Origin of the sequence: Streptomyces sp. NPDC050743 (genome assembly GCF_044456925.1) — a bacterium.
Classification (GTDB): domain Bacteria; phylum Actinomycetota; class Actinomycetes; order Streptomycetales; family Streptomycetaceae; genus Streptomyces.
This window is the reverse complement of the sequence record NZ_JBITGJ010000022.1, coordinates 110,235-134,109: the sequence shown is the minus strand read 5'-3', so window position 1 is coordinate 134,109 and position 23,875 is coordinate 110,235. Positions and strand designations below refer to the sequence as shown.

28 protein-coding genes are annotated in these 23,875 nt (G+C 72.8%); 13 read left to right on the top strand and 15 right to left on the bottom strand.

Going from position 1 to position 23,875, the window contains the following annotated elements:
• Positions 1 to 226: 226 nt before the first annotated feature.
• Genes ACIBJF_RS22455 through ppk2 form a run of 3 tightly spaced genes read left to right on the top strand, consistent with a single transcriptional unit; the run spans position 227 to position 3,467 of the window.
• Positions 227 to 1,366, top strand: a complete 1,140-nt coding sequence (locus ACIBJF_RS22455) for a PLP-dependent cysteine synthase family protein (protein ID WP_399176036.1) — start codon at positions 227 to 229, stop codon at positions 1,364 to 1,366.
• The gene (locus ACIBJF_RS22450; RefSeq protein ID WP_399176035.1) at positions 1,363 to 2,616 is read left to right on the top strand and encodes an MFS transporter; all 1,254 of its coding nucleotides are present in this window, start codon (positions 1,363 to 1,365) and stop codon (positions 2,614 to 2,616) included. Before ACIBJF_RS22455 ends, ACIBJF_RS22450 begins: the two co-directional genes overlap by 4 nt.
• 47 nt (positions 2,617 to 2,663) lie before the next feature.
• On the top strand, positions 2,664 to 3,467 hold the full coding sequence (ppk2, locus tag ACIBJF_RS22445; protein WP_399176033.1) for a polyphosphate kinase 2: 804 nt from the start codon (positions 2,664 to 2,666) through the stop codon (positions 3,465 to 3,467).
• Between the two features lie 43 nt (positions 3,468 to 3,510).
• On the opposite strand, the gene ACIBJF_RS22440 is transcribed toward ppk2, so the two are convergent.
• The 5 genes from ACIBJF_RS22440 to ACIBJF_RS22420 form a co-directional block, all read right to left on the bottom strand.
• On the bottom strand, positions 3,511 to 5,895 hold the full coding sequence (locus ACIBJF_RS22440) for a phosphoketolase (RefSeq protein ID WP_399176031.1): 2,385 nt from the start codon (positions 5,893 to 5,895) through the stop codon (positions 3,511 to 3,513).
• A gap of 280 nt (positions 5,896 to 6,175) precedes the next feature.
• A complete protein-coding gene (locus ACIBJF_RS22435; RefSeq protein WP_399176029.1) occupies positions 6,176 to 7,090 on the bottom strand; it encodes a DNA-3-methyladenine glycosylase family protein in 915 nt (304 codons plus the stop codon).
• A gap of 129 nt (positions 7,091 to 7,219) precedes the next feature.
• Positions 7,220 to 7,537 carry a hypothetical protein gene (locus ACIBJF_RS22430; RefSeq protein ID WP_399176028.1) on the bottom strand — a complete coding sequence of 106 codons (318 nt, stop codon included), beginning with the start codon at positions 7,535 to 7,537 and terminating at the stop codon, positions 7,220 to 7,222.
• 199 nt (positions 7,538 to 7,736) lie between these two features.
• Entirely contained in the window at positions 7,737 to 7,886 is a 150-nt protein-coding gene (locus ACIBJF_RS22425; protein WP_399176026.1) for a hypothetical protein, read from the bottom strand.
• Positions 7,883 to 8,143: an SHOCT domain-containing protein gene (locus tag ACIBJF_RS22420; protein ID WP_399176024.1), complete on the bottom strand. Its 261-nt coding sequence runs from the start codon at positions 8,141 to 8,143 to the stop codon at positions 7,883 to 7,885. Before ACIBJF_RS22420 ends, ACIBJF_RS22425 begins: the two co-directional genes overlap by 4 nt.
• A gap of 201 nt (positions 8,144 to 8,344) precedes the next feature.
• On the opposite strand from ACIBJF_RS22420, the gene ACIBJF_RS22415 reads away from it, so the two are divergent.
• Genes ACIBJF_RS22415 through ACIBJF_RS22405 form a run of 3 tightly spaced genes read left to right on the top strand, consistent with a single transcriptional unit; the run spans position 8,345 to position 10,903 of the window.
• The gene (locus ACIBJF_RS22415; protein ID WP_399176022.1) at positions 8,345 to 9,709 is read left to right on the top strand and encodes a rhodanese-like domain-containing protein; all 1,365 of its coding nucleotides are present in this window, start codon (positions 8,345 to 8,347) and stop codon (positions 9,707 to 9,709) included.
• A 55-nt stretch (positions 9,710 to 9,764) separates the two neighbouring features.
• Positions 9,765 to 10,157 carry a rhodanese-like domain-containing protein gene (locus ACIBJF_RS22410; protein WP_399176021.1) on the top strand — a complete coding sequence of 131 codons (393 nt, stop codon included), beginning with the start codon at positions 9,765 to 9,767 and terminating at the stop codon, positions 10,155 to 10,157.
• Entirely contained in the window at positions 10,154 to 10,903 is a 750-nt protein-coding gene (locus tag ACIBJF_RS22405; protein WP_399176019.1) for a sulfite exporter TauE/SafE family protein, read from the top strand. The genes ACIBJF_RS22410 and ACIBJF_RS22405 overlap by 4 nt, the downstream gene beginning before the upstream one ends.
• 36 nt (positions 10,904 to 10,939) lie before the next feature.
• Here ACIBJF_RS22405 and ACIBJF_RS22400 read toward each other — a convergent pair whose 3' ends face one another.
• Positions 10,940 to 11,227, bottom strand: a complete 288-nt coding sequence (locus ACIBJF_RS22400) for a metal-sensitive transcriptional regulator (RefSeq protein ID WP_323376122.1) — start codon at positions 11,225 to 11,227, stop codon at positions 10,940 to 10,942.
• A gap of 82 nt (positions 11,228 to 11,309) precedes the next feature.
• Here ACIBJF_RS22400 and ACIBJF_RS22395 point away from each other — a divergent pair, with 82 nt between their 5' ends.
• A complete protein-coding gene (locus ACIBJF_RS22395; protein ID WP_399176018.1) occupies positions 11,310 to 11,891 on the top strand; it encodes a rhodanese-like domain-containing protein in 582 nt (193 codons plus the stop codon).
• A 37-nt stretch (positions 11,892 to 11,928) separates the two neighbouring features.
• Here the strand turns inward: ACIBJF_RS22395 and ACIBJF_RS22390 are convergent, their stop codons facing one another.
• Positions 11,929 to 12,222 carry a hypothetical protein gene (locus ACIBJF_RS22390; protein WP_399176017.1) on the bottom strand — a complete coding sequence of 98 codons (294 nt, stop codon included), beginning with the start codon at positions 12,220 to 12,222 and terminating at the stop codon, positions 11,929 to 11,931.
• Positions 12,223 to 12,475: 253 nt separating this feature from the next.
• The gene (locus tag ACIBJF_RS22385; protein ID WP_351801325.1) at positions 12,476 to 12,664 is read right to left on the bottom strand and encodes a hypothetical protein; all 189 of its coding nucleotides are present in this window, start codon (positions 12,662 to 12,664) and stop codon (positions 12,476 to 12,478) included.
• A 191-nt stretch (positions 12,665 to 12,855) separates the two neighbouring features.
• Here ACIBJF_RS22385 and ACIBJF_RS22380 point away from each other — a divergent pair, with 191 nt between their 5' ends.
• Entirely contained in the window at positions 12,856 to 13,299 is a 444-nt protein-coding gene (locus ACIBJF_RS22380) for a universal stress protein (protein WP_399176015.1), read from the top strand.
• A gap of 55 nt (positions 13,300 to 13,354) precedes the next feature.
• On the opposite strand, the gene ACIBJF_RS22375 is transcribed toward ACIBJF_RS22380, so the two are convergent.
• The 3 genes from ACIBJF_RS22375 to ACIBJF_RS22365 all read right to left on the bottom strand — a co-directional run bounded on the left by ACIBJF_RS22375 (position 13,355) and on the right by ACIBJF_RS22365 (position 14,871).
• Positions 13,355 to 13,798, bottom strand: a complete 444-nt coding sequence (locus tag ACIBJF_RS22375) for a CBS domain-containing protein (RefSeq protein ID WP_399176013.1) — start codon at positions 13,796 to 13,798, stop codon at positions 13,355 to 13,357.
• Between the two features lie 73 nt (positions 13,799 to 13,871).
• Positions 13,872 to 14,756 (bottom strand): universal stress protein, encoded by an 885-nt coding sequence (locus ACIBJF_RS22370; protein ID WP_399176011.1) that lies wholly within the window; start codon positions 14,754 to 14,756, stop codon positions 13,872 to 13,874.
• Positions 14,740 to 14,871: a hypothetical protein gene (locus ACIBJF_RS22365; protein WP_399176009.1), complete on the bottom strand. Its 132-nt coding sequence runs from the start codon at positions 14,869 to 14,871 to the stop codon at positions 14,740 to 14,742. The genes ACIBJF_RS22370 and ACIBJF_RS22365 overlap by 17 nt, the downstream gene beginning before the upstream one ends.
• A 362-nt stretch (positions 14,872 to 15,233) precedes the next feature.
• On the opposite strand from ACIBJF_RS22365, the gene ACIBJF_RS22360 reads away from it, so the two are divergent.
• On the top strand, positions 15,234 to 15,638 hold the full coding sequence (locus ACIBJF_RS22360) for an Hsp20/alpha crystallin family protein (RefSeq protein ID WP_399176007.1): 405 nt from the start codon (positions 15,234 to 15,236) through the stop codon (positions 15,636 to 15,638).
• Between the two features lie 65 nt (positions 15,639 to 15,703).
• On the opposite strand, the gene ACIBJF_RS22355 is transcribed toward ACIBJF_RS22360, so the two are convergent.
• Both ACIBJF_RS22355 and ACIBJF_RS22350 read right to left on the bottom strand, forming a co-directional pair.
• The gene (locus tag ACIBJF_RS22355; RefSeq protein ID WP_399176006.1) at positions 15,704 to 16,405 is read right to left on the bottom strand and encodes a response regulator; all 702 of its coding nucleotides are present in this window, start codon (positions 16,403 to 16,405) and stop codon (positions 15,704 to 15,706) included.
• An 81-nt stretch (positions 16,406 to 16,486) separates the two neighbouring features.
• Complete coding sequence (locus ACIBJF_RS22350) at positions 16,487 to 17,161, bottom strand: CBS domain-containing protein (protein ID WP_399176005.1); 675 nt, start codon at positions 17,159 to 17,161, stop codon at positions 16,487 to 16,489.
• A gap of 172 nt (positions 17,162 to 17,333) precedes the next feature.
• Here ACIBJF_RS22350 and ACIBJF_RS22345 point away from each other — a divergent pair, with 172 nt between their 5' ends.
• Together ACIBJF_RS22345 and ACIBJF_RS22340 are read left to right on the top strand one after the other, a co-directional pair.
• Positions 17,334 to 18,239 (top strand): universal stress protein, encoded by a 906-nt coding sequence (locus ACIBJF_RS22345; RefSeq protein WP_399176003.1) that lies wholly within the window; start codon positions 17,334 to 17,336, stop codon positions 18,237 to 18,239.
• Positions 18,240 to 18,263: 24 nt separating this feature from the next.
• Positions 18,264 to 19,163 (top strand): universal stress protein, encoded by a 900-nt coding sequence (locus ACIBJF_RS22340; protein ID WP_399176001.1) that lies wholly within the window; start codon positions 18,264 to 18,266, stop codon positions 19,161 to 19,163.
• Positions 19,164 to 19,194: 31 nt separating this feature from the next.
• Here ACIBJF_RS22340 and ACIBJF_RS22335 read toward each other — a convergent pair whose 3' ends face one another.
• Positions 19,195 to 19,767, bottom strand: coding sequence for a hypothetical protein (locus ACIBJF_RS22335; RefSeq protein WP_399175999.1), 573 nt, complete (start codon positions 19,765 to 19,767; stop codon positions 19,195 to 19,197).
• 8 nt (positions 19,768 to 19,775) lie between these two features.
• Positions 19,776 to 20,165 (bottom strand): STAS domain-containing protein, encoded by a 390-nt coding sequence (locus ACIBJF_RS22330; RefSeq protein WP_399175998.1) that lies wholly within the window; start codon positions 20,163 to 20,165, stop codon positions 19,776 to 19,778.
• Positions 20,166 to 20,418: 253 nt separating this feature from the next.
• Here ACIBJF_RS22330 and ACIBJF_RS22325 point away from each other — a divergent pair, with 253 nt between their 5' ends.
• Together ACIBJF_RS22325 and ACIBJF_RS22320 are read left to right on the top strand one after the other, a co-directional pair.
• Positions 20,419 to 21,489 (top strand): zinc-dependent alcohol dehydrogenase family protein, encoded by a 1,071-nt coding sequence (locus ACIBJF_RS22325; protein ID WP_399175996.1) that lies wholly within the window; start codon positions 20,419 to 20,421, stop codon positions 21,487 to 21,489.
• 601 nt (positions 21,490 to 22,090) lie between these two features.
• The gene (locus tag ACIBJF_RS22320) at positions 22,091 to 23,812 is read left to right on the top strand and encodes a GAF domain-containing protein (RefSeq protein ID WP_399175994.1); all 1,722 of its coding nucleotides are present in this window, start codon (positions 22,091 to 22,093) and stop codon (positions 23,810 to 23,812) included.
• The last annotated feature ends 63 nt before the right edge of the window (positions 23,813 to 23,875 follow it).

Genomic DNA, 23,875 nt, shown 5'->3' with positions numbered 1-23,875 from the left:
GCCGCACTCCACAACCTTAAGCTCGACATCCGGTAAACGAAGCACCCCGCGCGGGGCAGCAGTTTCCTGCCCGCATTACGTGATGGCTCTTAGGCGTGTGGCGGACCTGATCGGCACCTCGCCGTGCCCGGCACCACGCGAGCCCACGGCGACCGATCGACTCCGCCCCTTTTCCCACCCATCGGCCGACTGCCGCACACGGCGCCGGCCGCAGGAGAAGCACGCCATGAACCACCCCACCCGTACTGCCCAGTCGACGCCTGAGACCCATGCGCCGGCCGAGGCCGTACTTCCTCCGCACACCCCGGCCGGCCTCGTCGGCGACACCCCCGTCCTGTGGATCGGCGCACCCTTCACCGCCGCCGGCCGCGGCTTCTGGGCCAAACTCGAGGGCCACAACCCGGGCGGCATCAAGGACCGCAGCGCCCTGTACATGGTCCATGTCGCCCGTGAGCGAGGCCGGCTCCGGACCGGTGCCCGCATCGTCGAATCGACCTCGGGCACCCTCGGCCTCGGCCTGGCCCTGGCCGGAGCGACGTACGGCCATCCGGTCACCCTCGTCACCGACCCCGGCATCGAGCCGTTGATGACCGGCCTGCTCTCCGCGTACGGGGCAGAGGTCGACGTCGTCACCACACCCCATCCACAAGGCGGCTGGCAGCAGGCCCGCCGACAGCGCGTCGAGGAGCTGCTCGCCGTCCATCCGGACGCCTGGTGCCCGGACCAGTACAACAACCCGGACAACGTCGCCGCCTACGCCGCGCTCGCCCACGAACTGGTCGCCCAGCTCGGCCGCATCGACGCCTTGGTCGTCTCCGTCGGCACCGGCGGCCACTCGGCCGGGATCGGCTCCGTGCTGCGCGGCTTCTGCCCCCGCCTGCGGATCGTCGGGGTCGACGCCACCGGATCGACGATCTTCGGCCAGCCCGCCGGATCCCGCCTCATGCGCGGCCTGGGCTCCAGCATCCACCCCCGCAACGTCGCCTACGGCCTCTTCGACGAGGTGCACTGGGTCGCCGCCCCCGAAGCCGTGTGGGCCGCCCGGCGCCTGGCCCGCGACCACTACGCCAGCGGTGGCTGGAGCGTCGGCGCCGTCGCCCTCGTCACACGCTGGCTGTCCCGCACGCTGCCCCCGGAGAACCGGATCGTCGCCGTCTTCCCCGACGGGCCGCAACGCTACGTGGGCACGGTCTTCGACGACGCCTACTGCCGCCGCCACGGTCTCCTCGGAGCCCGGCCGGCCGACGACCCCGACGAGATCGCCGACCCCCGGGAGCGCACCGTCACCCGCTGGACCCGTTGCACCCGCGTCACCGACCCCCTCGCCGGTCCCGGACGGCACGACCTCGTGGGAGCCACCCGATGAACCAGGTGTGGCGGCAGACCCGTTCCTTCCCGCCCGCGGCGCGGCTGCTGATGGCCAACCAGTTCGGCATCAACCTCGCCTTCTACATGCTCATGCCCTACCTCGCCACCCACCTGGCCGACGGGCTCGGCCTAGCCGCATGGGCCGTCGGCCTCGTACTCGGCGTCCGCACCTTCTCCCAGCAGGGCATGTTCCTCATCGGCGGCACCCTCGCCGACCGCTTCGGCTACAAGGCCCCGATCATGGCGGGCTGCCTGCTGCGCACCCTGGGCTTCGGCCTGCTCGGCTGGGTCGGCAACCTCCCCGCACTCCTCGCGGCCTCCGCCGCGACGGGCTTCGCCGGCGCCCTGTTCAACCCGGCCGTGCGCGCCTACCTCGCCGCCGAGGCGGGCGAACGGCGCGTGGACGCCTTCGCCGTCTTCAACGTCTACTACCAGGCGGGCATGCTGCTCGGCCCGTTGGTCGGACTCGCCCTGCTGGCCGCCGACTTCCGGCTCGTGTGCACGGTCGCCGCCGCCGTCTTCGCCGTCCTCACCCTGCTGCAATGGCGCGCGCTGCCGGCACGTCATCACCGGCAGCCCGGGGACGGCTGGCAGGACGGTGTCCTCGCGCAGTGGCGCGACGTCGTGGCCAACCGGCCGTTCCTGCTCTTCTCCGCCGCGATGATCGGCTCGTACGTCCTGACCTTCCAGGTCTACCTCGCGCTGCCGCTCGCCGCGTCCGACGCCCTCGGCGCCAGGGGGACCGCGGTCACCAGCGGGCTGTTCGTCGTCTCGGCCGCGGTCGCCGTCGTGGGCCAACTGCGGCTCACCGGCTGGGCCAAGGCCCGCTGGCAGCCCGGTCAGGCACTGGTGCGCGGGCTGACGGCCATGGGGCTCGCGTTCGTGCCCCTCGCCCTCAGCCCGCGCGGATCCTCGGTGGCCGTCCTCGTGTCCCTGGTCGTGGCCGTGGTGCTGCTGGCGGCCGGATCCGCGATCGTCTACCCCTTCGAGATGGACACGGTCGTCGCCCTGTCCGGCAACCGCCTGATCGCCACGCACTACGGTCTCGACAACACCGTCTCCGGGCTCGGCATCACCCTGGGCAACTTCGGGACCGGGGCCCTCTGGGACTTCGCGGGGCGCCATGACGCCACCTGGCTGACCTGGGCGGCTCTCACGGCGACCGGCACGGCCTGCGCCGCGGCGGTCGCGACGCTCGCCCGAACGGGGCGCCTCACCGCACCACAACGGCAGCCCGTCACGGCGTGAGGCTCCCCTTCGCACCCGCGGCCGCGGGGCCGGGAGACAATGGCCGCATGACCGACAAGAAGGCGTCGACGCTGTCACGCAAGACCTACGAAGCGGAACTGCTGCGGCTGCAGATCGAGTTGGTCAAGCTGCAGGAGTGGGTGCGAGCCGAGGGTGCCCGGCTGGTCGTCGTCTTCGAAGGGCGGGACGCGGCCGGCAAGGGCGGCACCATCCAGCGGGTCACCCAGTATCTCAACCCCCGTGTCGCCCGGATCGTGGCGCTGCCCAAGCCGACGGAACGGGAGCGCACCCAGTGGTACTTCCAGCGCTACGTCGAGCACCTGCCGGCCGCCGGCGAGATCGTCCTCTTCGACCGGTCCTGGTACAACCGGGCCGGCGTCGAGCACGTGATGGGCTTCTGCACCAGGGAGGAGTACCAGCTGTTCCTGCGCCAGTGCCCGATCTTCGAGCGGATGCTGGTCGAGGACGGGATCCTGCTGCGCAAGTACTGGTTCTCGGTGAGCGACGCGGTGCAGCAGGAGCGCTTCCAGCACCGGCTGGAGGATCCCCTGCGGCGCTGGAAGCTGTCCCCGATGGACCTGGAGTCGATCACCCGCTGGGAGGCGTACTCCCGGGCGAAGGACGAGATGATGGTGCACACCGACATCGCCGAGGCGCCCTGGTACGTCGTGGAGAGCGACGACAAGCGGCGCGCCCGGCTGAACATGATGGCCCACCTGCTGTCGTCCGTCCCGTACCACGAGGTGCCGCCACCGGTGCTGGAGCTGCCGGAGCGGCCGCCGTCCACCGGCTACGAACGGCCGCCGCGTGATCTGCAGACCTACGTCCCCGACCACACCGCGCAGCTGTGAGCCCCACCGTCCTGGGAGGGCTCCACCTGCGCCCCCGGGCCGCTCAGCCCTCCCACGACCAGTCGGCCACCTCGGGCATGTCCATGCCGTGCTCGCGGATCCAGTCGTGGTGGTGCTGCCGGGCGTCCGCCATGCGCTGGCGCAGGGCGGCCGACCGGACCGCCAGACCGGGGACGCGGTCGATGACGTCCATGACGAGGCGGTAGCGGTCCAGGTCGTTGCGCACGACCATGTCGAAGGGTGTGGTCGTGGTGCCGATCTCCTTGTAGCCGCGCACGTGCAGGTGCTTGTGGCCGGTACGCCGGTAGGCGAGGCGGTGGATCAGCCACGGGTAGCCGTGGTACGCGAAGATGACCGGCTTGTCGGTGGTGAAGAGGCCGTCGTACTCGAAGTCGGTCATACCGTGCGGATGCTCCTCGCTCGGCAGCAGGCGGGCGATGTCGACGACGTTCACCACGCGCACCGCCAGCTCGGGCAGCTCGCGGCGCAGCAGTTGGGCCGCCGCCAGCACCTCCTGTGTGGGCACGTCGCCCGCGCAGCCCAGTACGACGTCCGGCTCACGGGTGCCGTCCTCGGTGCCGGCCCAGTCCCAGATTCCGGCGCCGCGCGCGCAGTGGGCCGTCGCCTGTCGCATCGACAGCCAGTCGAAGCAGGGCTGCTTGCCGGCCACGATCACGTTGACGTAGTCGCGGCTGCGCAGCACATGGTCGGCCATCGACAGCAGGGTGTTGGTGTCCGGCGGGAAGTAGACCCGTACCGCCTCGGGGCTCTTGTTGAGGATGTGGTCCACGAAACCGGGGTCCTGGTGCGAGAAGCCGTTGTGGTCCTGGCGCCACACATGGGAGGTGAGCAGGTAGTTGAGGGAGGCGATGGGGGCGCGCCAGGGCAGGCGGCGGGTGGTGCGCAGCCACTTGATGTGCTGGTTGACCATGGAGTCGACGATGTGCGCGAACGCCTCGTAGCAGGAGAACAGTCCGTGCCGGCCGGTGAGGAGGTAGCCCTCCAGCCAGCCCTGGCAGGTGTGTTCGGAGAGGATCTCCATGACTCGGCCGTGCCGGTCGAGGTGTTCGTCGACGGGCAGGGTCGCGGCCTGCCAGGCCTTGCCGCTGGCGCCGTAGACGGCCTGCAGCCGGTTGGAGGCCGTCTCGTCGGGGCCGACCAGGCGGAAGTCACGGCGGTCGGCGGTGGCGGCCATGACGTCCTGGAGCATGTCGCCGAGGACACGCGTCGGTTCGTGCAGGGTGGCGCCGGGCTTGTCGACCGCCACGGCGTACCTCTCCAGTGGCGGCAGGGGCAGCTCGCGCAGCAGGAGTCCGCCGTTGGCGTGCGGGGTGGCCCCGAGCCTGCGGGATCCCTCGGGGATGCAGGCGAGGACGTCCGGGCGCGGGGCGCCGCGCTCGTCGAACAGCTCCTCGGGGCGGTAGGACCGCAGCCACTGCTCCAGTTGGCGCAGGTGCTCGGGGTTGTCCCGGACGGTGGCGAGCGGCACCTGGTGGGAGCGCCAGGTGCCCTCGACGGGCAGGCCGTCGACCTCGGCCGGGCCGGTCCAGCCCTTCGGCGTGCGCAGCACGATCACCGGCCAGCGGGGCCGGTTCGTGGCCCCGTCCTCGCGGGCGGCCCGCTGCAGGGCCGTGATGCGGTCGACGGCGATGTCCATGGCCTCGGCCATCGCGCGGTGTACGGCGGCCGGGTCGTCGCCCGTGACATGGATCGGATCGTGGCCGTAGCCCCTGAGCAGGTCGTCGAGTTCCGCCTCGGGGAGCCGGGCCAGCACGGTCGGGTTGGCGATCTTGTAGCCGTTGAGGTGCAGGATCGGCAGGACGGCGCCGTCGTCGACCGGGTCGAGGAACTTGTTGGAGTGCCAGGACGCGGCGAGCGGTCCGGTCTCCGCCTCGCCGTCGCCGATCACACAGGCGACCAGCAGATCCGGATTGTCCAGGGCGGCGCCGTAGGCATGGGCGAGGGAGTATCCCAGCTCGCCTCCTTCGTGGATGGAGCCCGGGGTCTCCGGCGCGACGTGGCTGGGCACCCCGCCGGGGAAGGAGAACTGCTTGAACAGCCGGGCCATGCCCGCGGCGTCCCGGGTGATGTCCGGATAGGTCTCGGTGTACGACCCCTCCAGCCAGGAGTTGGCCAGGACGGCGGGACCCCCGTGGCCCGGTCCCCAGATGCACAGGGCGTTCAGGCCGCGGGCCTTGATGAGGCGGTTGAGGTGGGTGTGCACGAGGTTGAGGCCGGGTGAGGTGCCCCAGTGACCCAGCAGGCGCGGCTTGATGTGCTCCGGGCGCAGCGGTTCGGTCAGCAGGGGGTTGGCCATGAGGTAGATCTGGCCGACGGAGAGGTAGTTCGCGGCGCGCCAGTGGGCGTCCAGCGTGGCGAGCTCCTCGTCCGTGAGCCCGGCGGGCGCCTGCTGCGTGTCGACGGACATCGGGATTCCTTCCGGATCGGACGGCGGTCGGGGCGTGACGCATGCCCGGGCGGGCACGGCACCCACCCTGCGGCGGACCGCCGGGTACCCGACAGGGCCGTTCGGTCCACGGCCGCCGGCAATGCGGCCCCTTCGGGCCGGCTCAGGGCTGAGGTCCACCCCGTACAGCGTCCGTCCACCGTGGGGCGCCGGCTCGGTGACGAGCTCCGACTGGAGGTGCGGGACCACTCTTGGGGTACGGCCTCCACACCGTGCCCCGGTACCCGACGGCCTCGCATTCTCAGTGCAGCGGCCCTCGCAGGGGTGCGCGGGGCGCCCGGCGCGGAGCCGTCCAGGCGTTGAGTTCGATCAGCCGGACGACCCGGTAGCGGTGTGGTCTGAAGGGCTCGTAGAACTCCTCGATCTCGTCGTCCGCCAGCGGTCGGCCGAGCAGGGCCATCCCGGTCATGCGGCCGAGGTGGTAGTCGCCCAGCGGCAGCGCATCGGCGTCGCCGAGAGCGCGGTGACCGACCTGGGCGGCCGTCCAGGTGCCGATGCCGGGCAGCTTCGCCATCAGCTCGTACGCCCGGGCCGGGTCACCGGCGGCCCGGTCGAGCCGTGCGGCGTGGCGGGCGGTCTGGATGACGGTGCGGGAGCGCTGCAGGTCGACGCCGGCCCGGCGCCATTCCCGGCTCGGGAGCTTCCGCCACACCCCGGGTGAGGGCGGAACCCTCATGCCCAGGGGCGCGGGACCGGGCGCCGGCTCTCCATGGGCCCGGACCAGGCGGGTGAAGGACGCGGCGGCGTCCAGGCCGATCACACGCTGTTCGATGACCGCCGGGACGAGCGCTTCGAAGAGGCGCCCGGTGCACGGCACACGCAGGCCCGGCGTATGCCGGCAGGCGGCACGGAGCACCGGATGCCCGGGCCGGAACAGGTCGGGCCGGTCCTCCGCGCCCAGCTCGGTACGGATGCCGTCGACGAGTTCGGCGGCCCCGGCTCCCCAGGCGTCGATGTGGAGATCGTCCAGGCGCCGCTGCCGGATGCGGTATGTCACCGGTCCGGAGCCGGTCAGCGCCGTGCGCCACAGGGTGCCGTCTGCCTCGACGCGGTGCGTGGGGTCGTCGGGTCCGCGGCGCAGACTCTCCAGGGTCAGCCGCGCGTCCACGGCGAAGCCGGGCTGCCAGTGCAGGGAGCGGTCGGGGGGCTGGTGCATGTCCTGCCTGCGTTGCGTGAGCGGGAGCCGGTCACGAAGTCCATCCTGACGCCGACGGCGCGTCCGCTCGAATCGGCGTGCCGGGACCGGTGGGGAGAGCGGCGCGGCGTGTGCCGGCACGCAAACCGATCACTTCGAGGAGGAGGCCGTGGCGGGCGCCCCCGGCACCGTGCGGTCGGGGGCCTGCCGCATCTGGAGGAAGTGGCCGTGCCATGTGTGATACCAGACCGTGCTGGTGGTCGCGTTGACGGAGAGCATGCCGACGATGTGGTGATCGCGCAGGGTGTGCAGGGTGTAGTAGCCGGGGAACCGGTCGGCTTCGGCGGCGTGCAGCCCGGTGTGGTGCCGGCTCAGCCACTGTCGGCGTTCCGTACCGCCTGACCGGGCCCGACCGCCGGTGCGCCGGTCCGGTGGGGTGCGGGCATCATGCCGTAGACCGTGTTCCACATCATGGCCGGGCCGTACTCCGGGTGCACTGTGCCGCTGCGGGGGTCGATGAGGACTTCGGTGCAGGCCGGCCGGCGCGGTCGAGGAGTTCGGCGTAGTAGCCGTTGCCGAACCGCATGACCTCGCCGACGCGCAGGTCCCACCGGTCGGCGAAGCGCCCGGCGGCACGGTCCGCATCGGCCGTGCCGCGGACGGGGCCCTAGCGGGAGACGGCGCCCGTCATCACCCCGGGCCCCGGACGCCAGGGCCCGGAACCGACGCCCATGACCCACACGAGCGAGGCGATGAGCGCGGCCACCGCGGCGACCAGCACTGCCAGGAAGAGCCCCCGGCGCGCCGCCCCGGTCATCGGGGCCCTGGCTTGTGAGCGGCGAGGCGTTGGCGGGCCTCGGTGTAGGTGTCCGTGTCGATCTCGCCCGTGGCGAAGCGCCGGTCGAGGATCTCCTCCGGCGTTTCTCGCGGTTCCGGAGCGCGGGGGGCGCTCGCGCCACGTGTGGTCGGGTGGTGGGCGAAGCGGATCCCCGCCCACACGGCGAGAGCGATCAGCGCGATCCACAGCAACGGCATGAAGGCCATCCACGCCCAGCCGCCATCCCAGTACATCATCGCCGCTCACCTGCCCAGGAGGTCCTGCTCGGGTCCTGCTCCCACTGTCCCCCGGGAGCGGAGAACGGCGGCAGGGGCCCTTCGGCCTCATCGCCCGTACCTGTCGGGCACTTCTGCGCCCCGGGTTCAAATACCCCCGGGGGTACTCGTGCTACCGTCGACATATACCCCGGGGGGTAATCGCACCAGAAGGGAGTCCCCGTGTTCTTCGTCGACACGATCGAGGTGGCCGGGCTCGGCAACCGCAGCTATCTGGCGGGCGGCGAGCGGACGGCCGTGGTGGTCGACCCGCCCCGCGACATCGACCAGGTGATCGCCGCCGCCGCACGGCGCGGGGTGCGGATATCCCACGTCGTCGAGACGCACCTCCACAACGACTACGTCACCGGCGGACTGGAGCTGGCCCGGGTCACGGGCGCCGGCTACCTGGTCCCCGCCGCGGCCCGGGTCTCGTACGAGCGCGTCCCGGTGCGCGACGGCGACCGCCACGAGATCGACGCCGGCGCCGGACTGGTGCTGCGCGCGATCGCGACGCCCGGCCACACCCCGCACCACACCTCGTACGCACTTGAGGAGAACGGCACGGCCGTCGCCGTGTTCACCGGCGGCTCACTGCTGATCGGCACCGTCGGCCGGCCCGACCTGGTCGAACCACGGCTGACGGAAGACCTCGCCCGGGCCCAGCACGCCTCCGCGCACCGTCTGGCCACCGAGCTGCCGGACGACGCCGCCGTGCTGCCCACGCACGGCTTCGGCAGCTTCTGCTCGGCCGGCCAGGCGGAGGGCACGTCCACCACGATCGGCAAGGAGAAGGCATCCAACGCGGCCCTGACCCGGGAGGTGGACGGTTTCGTCGCCGAGTTGCTCGCCGGTCTGGACGCCGTTCCCGCCTACTACGCCCACATGGGCCCGACCAACGCCGCGGGGCCCGCACCCCTCGACCTGACCCCGCCCGCCCTCGCGGACGCTGACGAGATCGCCGGCCGGCTCGCCGCCGGGGAGTGGGTGGTAGACCTACGCAACCGGGTCGCCTTCGCCGCAGGGCATGTCGCCGGCTCGCTCAACTTCGAGGCCGAGGGACAGCTCGCCACCTACCTGGCCTGGCTGATCCCATGGGGCAAGCCGGTGACCCTGCTCGCCGAGTCGACCGATCAACTGGCTGCCGCCCAGCGCGAGTTGGCCCGGGTCGGCATCGACCGCCCGGCCGCCGCGGCCACCGGAGACCCGGCTCACTGGACACGGGAGGGCGAAGCCCTCGCCACCTTCCCGCGGGCCACGTTCGCCGACCTCGTGGAGCACCCCGGGGACGGCATCGTCGTCCTGGACGTCCGCCGGGACGCGGAGCGTGCGTCGGGCCATGTGCGGGGATCGGTCCACATCCCCGTCCACGCCCTGCACCGCCGCCTCGACGAGGTGCCCGCCGGGCAGGTGTGGGTGCACTGCGCCGGCGGCATGCGCGCCGCCATCGCCGCCTCCCTGCTGGACGCCGCGGGCCGTGACGTCGTCGCGGTCGACGACCGCTTCGACTCGGCCGAGCAGGCCGGGCTCACCGTCCGCACCCCATGACGGCGTCCGCCGCAGAACACCGCAGCCGAGAAGAAGAACTGGAGCGAGAACCACGATGAGCCTCTTCGGACGCGGCCGGGGCGGCCCGGCGCGGGTGACCGTGCGGGAAGCCGCCGCCTGCACAGAGCATGGGCACACGCCCACAACCAGCGGGGCCTCCTCCCTGTTGCTCGACGTGCGCGAAGCGGGCGAGTGGCAGGCCGGCCACGCCCCCGGCGCCGTACACCTGCCCCTCACGGCGTTGGCCGCCGGAGCAGGGCTCCCCGCCCACGCGCCGAAGCGGCCGGTCATCGTGATCTGCCGTTCGGGCCGCCGCTCCCTGAAAGCCGTCGAACTGCTGCGGGCCAGGGGTGTCGAGGCCGTCGACGTCATCGGCGGCATGCAGGAGTGGGCCGCGGCGGGCCTGCCGGTCGTGGACGCGCTGGGCGGGAACGGGACCGTCGCGTGAGCGCTGTGATACTCGCGCTGATCGCCGGGGCCGTCATCGGCGTGGCGCTCGGCGCCCTGGGCGGCGGCGGCAGTGTGCTCGCCGTGCCCGCCCTGATCTACCTGCTCGGTTTCACCCCGGTCGCGGCCACCACGGCCAGTCTGGTGATCGTCACCGTCACCTCCGCCACCGCCCTGTCGGTGCACGCCCGCGACGGGCACGTCCGCTGGCGTACGGGGCTGCTGTTCGCGGCGGCCGGGATCGGCCCGGCCATGCTGGGCGGCGCGCTCGCCGGACGCGTGCCGGCGGCCGTGCTGACCGTGGCCTTCGCCGTGGTCGCGGCCGCCGCCGCGGTACGCATGCTCAGGCCCCGCTCCGCATCGGACAACACGGTCCATGTGCGGCCCGGCCGGGCGGCGGCCTGCGGTGCCGGACTGGGCGCGGTCACCGGCGTGCTCGGCGTGGGAGGCGGCTTCCTCGCCGTCCCCGCCCTGGTCGACGTCCTCGGCATGCGGATGCGAGCGGCCGTGGGCACGAGCCTGCTCGTCATCACCGTCAACTCGCTTGCGGCGCTGGCGATGCGCGCCGGGACGGCCGAGGGTCTGGACTGGTCCGTCATCGGGCCGTTCGCCGGAGCGGCGATCCTGGGCGCCTGGGACGGCAAGCGCCTGTCGGCGAAGCTGTCCGGGCACACCCTGCAGCGCCTCTTCGCCCTCGTTCTGCTGGCGGTGGCGGGTTTCATGCTGGTCGACGCGGTGGTGGCATGACCGCGCGACCGCGCTCGCCCACGCCGGCGAGATCGCCTACGCCAGCGAGAGGAACAGCTTCTCCAGCCGCGCGCGCATCGCCTCGGTGTCCTCGCCGTTCTTGCGGCCCGATTCGATGTCGGCCACGCACTGCTGCAGGCCGGTGGCGATGATCGCGAAGCCGGCCCGGTCGAGGGCCCGCGAGGCGGCGGCCAGCTGCGTGATGACGTCCTCGCAGTCCCGCCCCTCCTCGATCATCCGGATCACGCCGGAGATCTGGCCCTGCGCACGCCGCAGCCGGTTCAGCACGGCCCTCAGGGACGCGCCCTCAAGCTCCAGTTCCACGATCACTCCTCGAAAAAATACCCCTAGGGGTACTGTACGTCCCGGTTCGGGACGGCGGCGACCATCAAGGATCACATCTGCCATGACCACGACCCCCCTCACCCTCGACACCGACCAGGCCCGCGCCCGGCTGGCCGAACTCACCGTCATCGACGTGCGCACCCCCGGCGAGTTCGCCTCCGGCCACCTGCCCGGTGCCCTCAACATCCCCCTGGACCGGATCCGGCGCGCGCTGCCCGAGATACGGCATGCCGCCGGGCGCGGCGACATCCTCATGGTGTGTGCCTCGGGCGCCCGCTCGGAGAGCGCGGGCCGGCTCCTGGCCGAAGAGGGCATCCCGACGGCCACCCTCACCGGCGGCACCAGCGCCTGGGCCGGCGCCGGACTCGACCTGCACCGGCCGGCCGCCTGCGACACCCGGGCCGGCTGGAGCATGGAGCGGCAGGTGCGCTTCACCGCGGGCACGGTCGTACTCCTGGGCCTGCTCCTCGGCCTGCTGGTGCATCCGGCCTTCCAGCTCCTCTCGGCCGGCATCGCGGGCGGCCTCGTCTTCTCGGCACTCACCGACACCTGCGGCATGGCCGTGATGCTGGGCAAGCTGCCCCACAACCGCCCCCGCACGGCGGACCTCGCCGCGACCCTCGCCGCACTGCGCCGCGGCTGACCGCCGGCGCGCCGACGGACGGAGGCCGGCTCCCTCGTCAGGAACCGCTGTTCCGCGGCCGGGCATCGGCGGGCTGCTCGGCCGCACCGACCCGCTGAAGGAGCAGGCGGGCCAGACCGCGTGCCTCGTCCGGGGTGAGCGCCGCCCACACTCCCGGCACGCCGCCCTGGTCCGCCCCCACGTCCAGGGCTATCCGGCTGACGGGCCGGTCCGGGTGTCCGAGGAGCAGGGACCGTACCTCGATCCTGCGCCCGCACCTCGTGACCAGAAGGGTCTCCTCGGTACCGCTCTCCTCGGTCCCGCAGAGCCGGTCCTCCACTGCCGTCGTCATCGGTGTCACACTCCTCCGCCGCTCGCATCCGACCCCAGCGGTCGCCACCCCTGCGGCCGTTCATACCCGGTGGGGTATGAGGAACAGCGCTTCGCGCGCGGGAGTTGTTCCCGCTTGGTCCCCGGGCGTATGGCCCGCGGCGCCCGCACATCGAACCGTCGCGACGCCCCGCACCGGTTGTGGGCGTCGACGGATCGGACTCGTGTCTGCTCGCGGTCCGCGCGCCGCAGCCCGGTGCCTGGCGCGGCCGTGCTCAGCCGAACAGACTGCGTACCCTGATCGTCTCCACGTGCCGCCACGAGCCGCCGGGCAGCAGCAGCCAGTCGCCCTTCGTCGACGAGGCCCGGCGTACGACGGCGGGCCGTGCCGCCCTGCGCGTCGGCAGCCGCGACCCACAACCCTGTGCTCCGGCCTGCGGCCGGGCGAACGTCATCTTGCTCATGGCTCCTCCCGCGGCATCAAGCGCGGTACGTCACTCGCGTTCGCCTGCATGAGCACCCCCAAACATCTTCGTCCTTTTCTCAGCGGATCGCCCTCGGACACGTGGTCCTGGCGAGATCGCGGGACCGCGTGCAGCGTGGAAGCGAACGTGGCCGTTCGACGGGGTGGGAGAGCCGTAGGAAGGTGGGACACATGGACAGGGATGCCTCCGAGCCCCGGGTGGTCGTCGGTGTCGACGGATCGCCGTCCTCGTACAACGCCCTGCGCTGGGCCGTCCGGTACGCGGGCCTGATCGGCGCCGTCGTGGACGCGGTCGCGGTGTGGGAGCTGCCGGGGCTCTACGGCTGGTCGGCGCCCGCCGTGGACAAGGACTTCGACCAGGACGAGGCCCGGCAGCGAGTGCGGAAGGAGCTGACCGACGTGCTCGGTGCGGACGCGGCCGACTCGGTCCGCACCCATGTGGTGCACGGCAACCCCGCCGACGTGCTGCTGCGGGCCGCCGAGGGAGCCGAGGCCCTGGTCGTCGGGGGCCGGGGCAGGGGCGGGTTCGCCGCCGCCCTCCTCGGCTCGGTCAGCCATCATGTGTCGCAGCACGCGAGCTGCCCGGTCGTGATCGTGCATCCTCACAAGCGGTGACCCGCGCCGGGAGACGGTCGGTGACCTGATGCCCGGCACCCGCTGCCCGGTCCGTTCACGGCGCGTGCGAGGGCGGTCCCGGTGGTTCCCGCAGCACGCTCCAGGCGACCGGACCCAGCAGGTCGGCCAGCCGCCGGAAGACGTCCAGCAGGAGGTCGTCGATCGTCACCACACCCACCGGACGGCGTCCGTCCAGCACCGGCAGGCGGCGCACGCCGCTGCGGCGAAAGGCGCGATAGGCCGTCTGGACGTCGTCCGCGGCGTCCACCGTGACCACCTCCGCAGACATCACCGCTTCGACCGCTGTGGCCGGGGGCAGCCCGGCGCCCAGCCCGCGCACCGCTATGTCGCGGTCGGTGACGATGCCGCGCAGCGTCCCCTCCTCGACGACGAGGACGGAGCCCACGCCGGACCCGGACATCCTCCGGGTCACCTCGCTCAGGGTTTCGTGCGGTGGGACGGCCACCGCGGGAGCGGTCATCACCTCGGACACCTTCACGCGGCTTCTCCCTCGGGGGTGGCGCGGCGTCGCAGCCGGGCGCGACGCGCGCACGGTTCGGGTACGCGGACGCTCAGGCCCGCGTCGGCGGAACGACGAGGATGGGGCAGCGGGCGTAGTGCAGCACTCCCTGGCTGACCGAGCCCAGCAGCATCCCCGTGAAGCCACCGTGCCCTCGCGTGCCGACCACCAGGCCCAGTGCGTGGGAGGAGGCGTCGGTGAGGACCTGCACCGGATGCCCGACGACCAGTTCGTGCCGCAGATCCACGTCGGGATAGCGGGCATGGCGTCCGGCCACCGTCTCCGAGAGCAGCCGTCGGCACTCCTGCTGGGCCCCGAACTCGTCGAAGATCCTCAGCAATCCGGGCTGCCAGACATACAGTGCCCGCACCTCGGCGCCGCGCAGCGAAGCCTCCTCGAACGCCAGGTCCACGGCGGCGGCCGAGTGCTCGCTGCCGTCGACGCCCACGACGTAGAAGGCGGGCTCCTGGGAGACGTACTCGGCCGCTTCCGGCACGACCACCACCGGGCAGTGCGACCGTGCCATCAGGGGCAGGGCGACCGAAGCGGAGCCGAACGCCTCCTGTGCCCGGCTGAGGTGCTGCGGGCCCAGCACGACGGCCGTGGCGGTGCGGCTCTCCTCGCCCAGCACCCACGCGGGGTCGCCTTCGGCGAGTACGGCGTCCACCTCGACCTCGGGATGCCGCATCGCAATGAAATCCACGGCTTCGGCGAGGACCTGCTTGCCACTCCGGTGCAGCCCCTCGTTCCACTCCTCCCAGGACGGCGGGACGTCCGGCCCGCGTTCCCCCCTGGTCGGCACGCCCTCGGCGCGGACCGGTCGCAGCGGCACCCGTCGGCGGGCCGCCTCGTCGGCCGCCCAGGCCAGTGCCGTCCGCCGGGCGGGATCGGTCTCCACACCGACCACGATCGGCCGGCGCTCACTCGGCACGGACATGATCGCCTCCAGCCGGGAAGTACGGGGTGACTCGTCCGCCGTCGGACCGGCACACGTCGTGGGCCACGTCGCCGGCCGTGGTGTCGCTTCGCCTGGGTGGTGCGGGCGTGGTCATGGTCCTCGCCTCCTTGCCGCGGTGGCGCGGTCTGTGCCGCCGCGGGCCCGTCCGGGGTCTTGCCGCGGCGATCCCGTCCCATGCAAGTCGCGCACCGTGCGAGGTGCCAGGGGCCGTTGGTCCCTGCCTCGGGCGGGTCGGCCTCATCGGCGGCCGGAGTCCGCACTTCGGCGCCCGGCCCCTCCAGCGCCCGCGATGGACCACCCGGACCGGATCGCGGCGCGTTTCCTCGCCTCCAGTGTGACCACGCCCGGAACGGGCAAATAGGACCTTGAGGACTCATGACATGGGCTGTTCGGCCTCAACACGGCAACGCCGGGCGCGGTGCACTGGAATCAGGCGACGACCGAGGAGGTACGGCCATGGGCACACTCACCCGCATGCAGAGGATCCCCTTCCCGGACATGCCGGACTGGTTCGAGACCATTCCGAGCAAGTTCGCGATGTCCTCTGTCCGCATCGAGGACTACACGGAGAACGACCGTTACGTCTTGCGTGCCGAGCTTCCGGGCATGTCCCCCGAGGACATCGACGTCGTCATCGGCGACGGGGTGCTCACGGTGAAGGCCGAGCGCGCCGAGCGGGACGTGGACAAGAACCACAGCGAGATCCGGTACGGCGCGATGAGCCGCAGTGTGACGCTGCCGCCGGGCGCCGACGAGGACGACGTCACGGCCGACTACACCGACGGGATGCTGACGGTCAGCGTCGGCCTGAGCACCGAGAAGGCCGAGGCCAGGCACGTCCAGATCAGGCACGGCAGCTGATCCGTCCGTTCACGCACCGGCGGGCTCCGTGCGGGCACGCCGGTGCAGGGCGCCGCGCGGGAATCTCAGCGGTCCGGGCCTGCCCCGGAGTTCCGCGGCTCCAGGTGGGACGCGAGGACCGCCGCCTGGACCCGCCGCTGGACTCCCAGCTTCGCCAGCATCCGCGAGATGTGGTTCTTCACCGTCTTCTCCGACAGGTACAGCCGCTTGCCGATCTCGCGGTTGGTGAGACCGTCGCCGATCAGGGCGAGGATGTCGCGTTCGCGCGGTGACAGGCTCGCCAGCTCGGCCGGCACCGACGAGGTCTGCGCCGGGTCGGTGCGCAGGGAGCGCATCAGGCGGGCCGTGGTCGCCGGGTCGAGCATGGACTGTCCCGAGGCGACGGTACGCACGGCGGAGACGAGGTCGGAGCCCTTGATCTGCTTCAGCACATAGCCGGATGCTCCGGCCATGATGGCGTCCAGCAGGGCGTCCTCGTCGTCGAACGAGGTCAGCATCAGACACGCCAGCTCCGGCATCAGGCTGCGCAGCTCCCGGCACACCGAGATGCCGTCCCCGTCCGGAAGCCGCACGTCGAGCACGGCGACGCGCGGGCACAGCGCGGGCGCGCGGGTGAGCGCGTGCTCGGCGGTGTCCGCGTCACCGACCACGCGGATGTCCGGTTCGGCGTCGAGCAGGTCGGCCAGGCCGCGGCGTACGACCTCGTGGTCGTCCAGCAGGAACACCCGGATCGGATTCTGCTCCGTGAAGGTGTGTGTCTCGGTCATGACGACCTCTCGTTCCCCGGGGGAAGGACCGATTGCGGGCTGCCCACGAGGCCGATCATCCGTCCGGCGGTGCCGCATGGACTAGGGCCGAGCGGCCCCAGTCACCCCGTGGTCGTCGTGCGCGAGGTCGAAGCACACGTCCACCACGCCTTCCACGGCCCGCACCAGGCGCGCGGCCACCGGGACCAGGGCGGTGTCGCGGACCCGGCCCGTCAGCGTGACGACCGCGTCGTGCACGTCCACCTGGATGGCCGAGCTCGGCGGCGGGAAGAGGTACGACACGATCTCGCGCCGGACCTCCTCGGCGATGTCCTCGTCGTCGCGCATGAAGACCTTGAGCAGGTCGGCGCGGCTGACGATGCCCGCCAGCAGACCGGCCGCGTCCACCACGGGCAGCCTCTTGACGCCCTCGCGCGCCATGATGCGGGCGGCTTCGGCGAGGGTGGCGTTCGCCCGGACCGTGACGGCGGGCGACGACATGAGGTGCTCCGCGGTGAGGGCGCCTGCCTTCGCCATGTCGACCGGCCGGCGCAACTGGAGGTAGCCGGTCTGCGGGTCGTCCCGCAGTTCCTCCGTGGGCAGCAGGTCGGCCTCGGAGACCACGCCGACCACCCGGCCCTCGCCCTCGATCACGGGCAGGGCGCTGACCTGCCAGTCCTGCAGCAGCCGCACGATCTCCTTGAAGGGGGCGTGGCGCCCCACGGCGGCGACCGTCTGGGTCATGACATCGCTGACGATGTGCGGGGTGCCATACATGGTGACCTCCGTATGGCCGTGGCGGCCGGTCCGTTCCCAGCATGTGCCGGTGCCGGAGACCCGGCCAGGGGCCACCGGTCCCCGAGGTGGGCCGTTCGGCTCCCGGCCCGACCGGATCCACGCGGTGGCGCCATGCTGGACAGTGGACGCGTCGTGCCGGGAGGTGGAGACGATGACCCGAACGGTCACGGTTGGTCTCGACGGCTCGCCCGAGAGCCGGGCCGCGGCCGAATGGGCGGCACGCGAGGCAGCGTTGCGCGGTCTGCCGCTGAAGATCGTCCACGTCTGGGAGCCGGTGCCGCAGCCCGTGGCCCAGGCCCCGCTGCCCGGTGGCGAGACCCGGCAGCGCTGGACCGAGGAGGTGTCCCGTGAGGCCGCCGAAGGGCTGCGGCTGCGCCATCCCGGTGTCGAGGTCGTCACCGACCGACTCACCGGGAGTCCGGTCGACGCCCTGACCGAGGCGGCCGACTCCGCCGAGCTGATGGTGCTGGGCTCGCGCGGCTTCGGCGGGATCACCGGCTTCGTGGTCGGCTCGGTCAGCCTGGCCGTCCTCGCCCACGCCGAACGTCCTGTGGTACTGGTCCGCGCCGGAGAGCAGGCCGCCGACGAGCACAAGGCGGACCCGGCGGGCGTGCCGTCCACCGCGACCCCCTTCCGGCCCGTCGTCCTCGGCCTCGACCTCGGCACCCCCGACGAGACGCTGCTCGGGTTCGCCTTCGACGCCGCCGCCCGCCGCGGCGCGTCCCTCCGGGTCGTGCACGGCTGGAGCGGGCCGCCCGCCTCCTTCCACCACCTCCACGGTGACGCCGGGCTCCACGACCAGCTCGCCCGCGGGCAGGCCAAGGCCCTGACCGAACTGCTGCGCTCCTGGCGGCAGAAGTTCCCAGACGTGGAAGCGATCGAGGCGAGCCGGTGCGGCAGCGCCGCGCAGGTTCTCGTGGACGCCTCCCGCGAGACCTCCCTCGTCGTCGTGGGCCGGCGCGTCCGCACCAGCCCGCTCGGCGCCCACATCGGCCACGTGGCGCACGCCGTGCTGCACCATGTCGTGGCCCCGGTCGCCGTGGTTCCGCACGGCTGATTCCCCGAGGGAGCGGTGAGCACGATGGACCTTCCGATCGTCGTCGGCATCGACGGTTCCGGCCCGAGCCTGCGGGCCGTCGACTGGGCGGCCGACGAGGCCGCCCTGCGCGGGGCCCCGCTCCGGCTGGTGTACGCCTCCCTCTGGGATCGCTACGAAGGCGCCCTGCTCGCGCAGGAACTCGACAAGCCGCTGGAGGAGGTGATGGCCCGGGATGTCGTCGGTACGGCCGAGGAGCGCGCCCGGCGACGCCGGCCGGAGCTGCGGATCACCACCGATGTGCTGCCCGAGGACCCGGAGTACGGACTCGTACGGGAGAGCGGTACCGCCCTCGCCGTGGTGCTGGGGTGTCGTGGCCGCAGCGGCATGGCCGAGGCGCTGCTGGGTTCCGTCAGCCTCTCGGTCGCCGCGCACGCGCACTGCCCGGCGATCGTGCTGCGCGACGGCCACGACGGCCCGGCCCGCACCGGCAACCGGGGTCGGATCGCGCTGGGGGTGGGCCGCGACCCGGCCGGCTCGGCAGGCTCGGCCGCCGTACGGTTCGCCGTCGAGGAGGCGGCTTTGCGCGGGGCCCGCCTGGAAGCCGTACGGGCCTGGCGGCGGCCGGGGCACGCGAGCACCGGTCACCCTCCTCCTGACTTCGCCCAAGGGGACGCCCGGTTCACGGGCGAGCCGGCACAGCAGCAGGCCGTCGAGGTGCTGGAGCAGGCCCTGCGGGACGCACCGGCCGAGCTGCGGGTGGAGCGCCGCACCGTCGAGGGCCATGCCCGCGACGCCCTGGTCGCCGTCTCCCGCGAGGCCGACCTGCTCGTCGTCGGGGCCCGGCGCAGGCACGCTCACTTCGGCCTCCAGCTCGGCCGCGTCGCCCACGGGGTGCTGCACCACGCGGCCTGCCCGGTGGCCGTCGTACCGGAACCCGCCTGACCTTCCCGGCCCGCACAGCCGCCGGTCCGTGTCAGCCCGACCTGTGGCCCCAGCGGGGCTCCACCTGGTCCCACTCCCGGTCCCAGCGGGCCATGCGCCGCCGGTCGAGCCACACGCGTCCGAGCGCTCCCGCCCCGTACACCGGGGCGGCGACGGCCAGGGCGGCCGCCGCGCCGAAAAGGCCGGCCTCGATCGCGCCCTCGGTGGGGTTCGCCGGCTTCGCGGGGGTGAGGACGCCCTGGTCGTCCTGCCAGACCACCACCCGGGCGCCGGCCTTCAGACCGCTGTCGACGAGCGTGATACCGGTGCGGTCGGTGCCGTCCGGTGCGGTCCAGCGCACCGTCGCCCGGACCAGGCCGTCCACCGGCCAGGCGGCCGTACTGTCCTGTGGTGCGTCGGCGAGCAGTACGGCACGGACGGGATGCCGGTGGGCGCGCTGCGCCGCGAACACATCCCCGGCTGCGCATGCGGTCAGCACCCCGGCGACGGCCCCGCCGACCACGACCACGATCCAGACGGCGAGGACGAGCCAGGCCTCCACGGCGTCCTCGCGTCGCCACAGCGGATTGCTGCGCCGACGCCACGGCCCCGGCTTCGCGTTCATCGCGCCGCTCAGCCCTGGGACCCCGGCAGCGGCTGAGGGAGTCGGGTGTGCACCTCGAAGACGTCCCCCAGCCCGATAACCCACAGCATGCGCCGGAGGCTCGCACTCTCCGTGATCAGCCGCAGCCGGCCCTCCCGGGCCAGCGTCCGGTTGCGGGCGCGGCACAGGACCCCGATTCCGGCGCAGTCGATGAACGTGACGGGCCGCAGGTCGAGCACCAGGTCGAGCTCGTGGCGGGTGGTGAGCGCGTCGAGCCGCAGCGACAGCGCGGGGGCGGTGAGCACGTCCATCACGCCGTGCAGGGACACGACGGTTGCTCCGCCGGCCACGCGGGGGGCCACATGCACTTCCTGTGCGGTGTGGTGCTCCGCCACGTGAGCCGGGTCGTTCTCGGACATGACACGAGCGAACCCGGCCCTCCGGGCCGAACGGTAGGGCCATCCGGCCCAGACCGCGGGTCCGTACGGGTCACTGCCCGGCCTCGCGACAGCCGCGGACCCCGATGGGCACCGTCCGGCCGCGGGCGAGGGCCGGACGGCCCAAGCGGCACCGCCGCCTTGCCGACGAAACTGAAGGCGCGGGCCGTTCCGGCGCCGTGCCCCGGCAACGCGTTCCCGCGGCGGACCGACGACGAGGCGACGAGGAGCTGCCATGAAGGGCTTCGTTTTCCACGGTCCGGGGCAGGCGTCCTGGCAGGACGTCCCGGACCCCGCCATCAAGGAACCCACCGACGTCATCGTGCAGGTCGGCGCCGTGACCATCTGCGGGACGGATCTGCACATCCTCAAGGGCGACGTACCCGAGGTCCGCTCCGGCACGGTGCTCGGGCACGAGGCGGTCGGCGAGATCGTCGAGGTCGGCGGCGACGTGCGCACCGTACGGCCAGGCGACCGGGTGCTGATCTCCTGCATCACCTCGTGCGGCCGGTGCCGGTTCTGCCGGGACGGCTCGTACGGCCAGTGCAGGGGCGGCGGAGGCTGGATCCTCGGTCACTTGATCGACGGCACCCAGGCCGAGTACGTCCGCGTCCCCTGCGCCGACCTGTCCGTGCATCCGCTGCCCGCCACCGTGCCCGGCGAGGACGCCGTTCTGCTCGCGGACATCTTCCCCACCGCCTACGAGGTCGGCGTCCTCAACGGGCACGTGCGTCCCGGAGACACCGTCGCCATCGTCGGCGCCGGACCCATCGGACTCGCGGCCGTCGCCACGGCGCGCCTGTTCGCCCCGGAACGGATCATCTCGGTCGACCTGGCACCGGCCCGGCTGGAGGCCGCCCGGCGGCTCGGTGCCGACGCCGTCGCCGACGTCCGCGAGGAACCCGGCCAGCTGGTCGCCGATCTGACCGACGGGCTCGGCGCGGACGTGGTCATGGAGGCGGTGGGTGTCCCGGAGAGCTTCGAGCTGTGCACCCGCATGGTCCGCCCCGGCGGGCACGTGGCCAACATCGGGGTGCACGGCAAGCCCGCGACGCTGCACCTCGAAGACCTCTGGATCAAGAACGTGACCATCACGACCGGCCTGGTGGACACCTTCTCCACGCCCACCCTGCTGCGGATGGCCGCCGCCGGCCGGCTGCCGACCCGGCAACTGGTCACCCACACCTTCCCGCTGGACCACATGGAGGAGGCCTACGACGTCTTCTCCCAGGCCGCCGAGACCGGCGCGCTCAAGATCGTCCTCGGCGTCGAGCAGCACGCGGAAGTGGCCGTTCCCGCGGCCTGACGCAGAAGCGGCGCGACGGCCGCGGCCGAACGGACGACCGCGCACGCGGCGACCGGGGCACCGCCGGGCGATCCGGGCCGCTGCCTGGCCGCCCGACGCGTGCCGCTCAGCGAGCAGGCGGACAGCGCTCCTCGGGCGGGCGGAGCGCGTGCGGTGCGGGTGCACATCGAGCCCCGGACGGTGACCGGGCGTCGGAGCACGGTCTGAGAGCGGCTGGGAGCCGCTGCGGCGGCCGGCCGTCAACCGCCCATCGGGGCAGGCGAGTTCGGCCGGACCCCGTGCCCAAGCGGGCGCAGCCGAGATGGCGTCGGCCTCGAACGCGTGCGTGGCTCTCATCTCGGCGAGGGGGGACGGTGCCGCGGTGCCTGCCCGAGCGCACGGACAGCAGCAGGGGATCGTCCGGCAGGCCCCAGCCGGGCCGTCTCGACCAGGTCGGCACTACCGCCGCCGGGCCCGGTCGGCCGAGGCGCTGGTGCGCTGCGTGGCCGGCGCACGCCGGGCGATCGGTTGCCGGATCGCCACTCCGCCCGGGCCGGGAGGGGATACCGTGTGAGAAACCCATCGGTTCGACGCCAGGTGCTGATGGGAACTGGAGGACCTGGTGGACGGTACGGAGGAACCCCGCGTACGCCTGCCGCAGCTGAAACTCGACGAGCTGCTGGAGGAGCTGCAGGCCCGGATCAACGCGGTGCGTGGCACGCAGAACCGTGTGCACAGTCTGCTGGAGGCCGTCCTCTCCGTCGGCCGGGAGCTGGACGTGGAGCAGGTCCTGCACTCCATCGTGGAGACCGCCGCGGTGCTCGTGGACGCCGAGTACGCCGCCCTCGGCGTCATCGGACCGGACGGCACCACGTTGTCCGCCTTCCACACGGTGGGGGTCACCGACGAGCGGATCGCGGCGATCGGGCCCTTCCCGGAGGGCCACGGCATCCTCGGCGAGCTGATCCGGCACCCGCAGCCGCTGCGGATTCCCGAGATCTCCCGGCATCGCGCCTCGTACGGCTTTCCGCCGGGCCACCCGCCGATGAAGAGCTTTCTCGGTGTCCCGATCCGGGTCCGCGACCAGGTCTTCGGCAACCTCTACCTGACCCAGAAGCGCAGCGGCGTGGAATTCGACGAGGAGGACGAGTCGGTGCTGTCCACGCTGGCCGTGGCCGCCGGCGTGGCCATCGACAACGCGCGCCTGTACGAGGACGCCCGGTTGCGCGAGCGCTGGCAGCGGGCGAACGCGGAGATCAGCCACAGCCTGATGTCCGGCTCCGACCGGGCCGAGTCCCTCGGCCTGATCGCCGAGCGTGCCCGGGAGATCTCGGGCTCGGCCCTGGCGGCGGTCGCCATGCCCATGGAGGGCACGAAGTCGCTCACCGTGGAGATCGCCGTCGGCGTGGACGCGGAGGCACACCGGGGACTGGTGCTGCCCATGGGCGAAAGCCTCATGGGGCTGGCGTACACCGCGACCGCGCCGGTCACCAGCGGCGATGTCATCCACGACGCGCGGATCACCCCCGAGCCGCCGCGTTTCGAGGGGCTCGGCCCCGCCGTGGCCGTCCCGATCGGCACGGGTGAGAGCGGGGTGCGTGGCGTGGTCCTGGTGGCCCGCGAAGCCGGCGGGCCGGTCTTCCTCCAGAAGGAGACCGAGTTGCTGCAGGGGTTCGCCGCCCAGGCCGCGATCGCGATGGAGCTGGCCGACCGCAGGCAGGACGCCCAGCAGATCGCGCTGCTGGAGGACCGCGACCGCATCGCCCGCGACCTGCACGACCTCGCCATCCAACGGCTGTTCGCCACCGGGATGACCCTGCAGAGCGCGGGCCGATTCATCGAGCATCCCGAGGCCTCGGAGCGGGTGCTGCGGGCCGTGGACGACCTCGACGAGACCATCAAGATCATCAGATCGACGATCTTCGGGCTGCGGGCCCACACGGGCACCGCCGGCAGCGGTCTGCGGGCGAGGGTCGTCCGCGCGACCGGCGAGGCCACCCCCGTGCTGGGCTTCACCCCCAGCGTGCGCATGGAAGGCCTCGTCGACACCGATGTGCCGCCCGAGATCGCCGAGCACGTCGTGGCCGTGCTGACCGAGGCCCTCATCAACATCGCCCGGCACGCCCACGCCGACCGGGCCCAGGTGGTCCTGACGGCCGACGGCCGCGAGGTACGCCTGAGGGTCTCGGACAACGGCGTGGGCATCCCCTCCGGCGGCCGGCGCAGTGGACTGCTCAACATGGCCGACCGGGCGGAGGACCTCGGCGGAGGGTTCGAGGTGACCGGCCCCGACGGAGGCGGTGCCGTACTCGACTGGCACGTCCCGCTGCCCCACGCCGAGTAGGCCGCGTCCGTCCCCGGCCCCTCGCCGCGGCACGCGCAGGGCCGACGGGGTACGGAATCGGGA

Coding starts and splice junctions, on each gene's coding strand:
- ACIBJF_RS22455 (WP_399176036.1), top strand. CDS start 227: ATGAACCACCCCACCCGTACTGCCCAGTCGACGCCTGAGACCCATGCG.
- ACIBJF_RS22450 (WP_399176035.1), top strand. CDS start 1,363: ATGAACCAGGTGTGGCGGCAGACCCGTTCCTTCCCGCCCGCGGCGCGG.
- ppk2 (WP_399176033.1), top strand. CDS start 2,664: ATGACCGACAAGAAGGCGTCGACGCTGTCACGCAAGACCTACGAAGCG.
- ACIBJF_RS22440 (WP_399176031.1), bottom strand. CDS start 5,895: ATGTCCGTCGACACGCAGCAGGCGCCCGCCGGGCTCACGGACGAGGAG.
- ACIBJF_RS22435 (WP_399176029.1), bottom strand. CDS start 7,090: ATGCACCAGCCCCCCGACCGCTCCCTGCACTGGCAGCCCGGCTTCGCC.
- ACIBJF_RS22425 (WP_399176026.1), bottom strand. CDS start 7,886: ATGACCGGGGCGGCGCGCCGGGGGCTCTTCCTGGCAGTGCTGGTCGCC.
- ACIBJF_RS22420 (WP_399176024.1), bottom strand. CDS start 8,143: ATGATGTACTGGGATGGCGGCTGGGCGTGGATGGCCTTCATGCCGTTG.
- ACIBJF_RS22410 (WP_399176021.1), top strand. CDS start 9,765: ATGAGCCTCTTCGGACGCGGCCGGGGCGGCCCGGCGCGGGTGACCGTG.
- ACIBJF_RS22395 (WP_399176018.1), top strand. CDS start 11,310: ATGACCACGACCCCCCTCACCCTCGACACCGACCAGGCCCGCGCCCGG.
- ACIBJF_RS22390 (WP_399176017.1), bottom strand. CDS start 12,222: ATGACGACGGCAGTGGAGGACCGGCTCTGCGGGACCGAGGAGAGCGGT.
- ACIBJF_RS22385 (WP_351801325.1), bottom strand. CDS start 12,664: ATGAGCAAGATGACGTTCGCCCGGCCGCAGGCCGGAGCACAGGGTTGT.
- ACIBJF_RS22380 (WP_399176015.1), top strand. CDS start 12,856: ATGGACAGGGATGCCTCCGAGCCCCGGGTGGTCGTCGGTGTCGACGGA.
- ACIBJF_RS22370 (WP_399176011.1), bottom strand. CDS start 14,756: ATGTCCGTGCCGAGTGAGCGCCGGCCGATCGTGGTCGGTGTGGAGACC.
- ACIBJF_RS22365 (WP_399176009.1), bottom strand. CDS start 14,871: ATGACCACGCCCGCACCACCCAGGCGAAGCGACACCACGGCCGGCGAC.
- ACIBJF_RS22360 (WP_399176007.1), top strand. CDS start 15,234: ATGGGCACACTCACCCGCATGCAGAGGATCCCCTTCCCGGACATGCCG.
- ACIBJF_RS22355 (WP_399176006.1), bottom strand. CDS start 16,405: ATGACCGAGACACACACCTTCACGGAGCAGAATCCGATCCGGGTGTTC.
- ACIBJF_RS22350 (WP_399176005.1), bottom strand. CDS start 17,161: ATGTATGGCACCCCGCACATCGTCAGCGATGTCATGACCCAGACGGTC.
- ACIBJF_RS22345 (WP_399176003.1), top strand. CDS start 17,334: ATGACCCGAACGGTCACGGTTGGTCTCGACGGCTCGCCCGAGAGCCGG.
- ACIBJF_RS22340 (WP_399176001.1), top strand. CDS start 18,264: ATGGACCTTCCGATCGTCGTCGGCATCGACGGTTCCGGCCCGAGCCTG.
- ACIBJF_RS22335 (WP_399175999.1), bottom strand. CDS start 19,767: ATGAACGCGAAGCCGGGGCCGTGGCGTCGGCGCAGCAATCCGCTGTGG.
- ACIBJF_RS22330 (WP_399175998.1), bottom strand. CDS start 20,165: ATGTCCGAGAACGACCCGGCTCACGTGGCGGAGCACCACACCGCACAG.
- ACIBJF_RS22325 (WP_399175996.1), top strand. CDS start 20,419: ATGAAGGGCTTCGTTTTCCACGGTCCGGGGCAGGCGTCCTGGCAGGAC.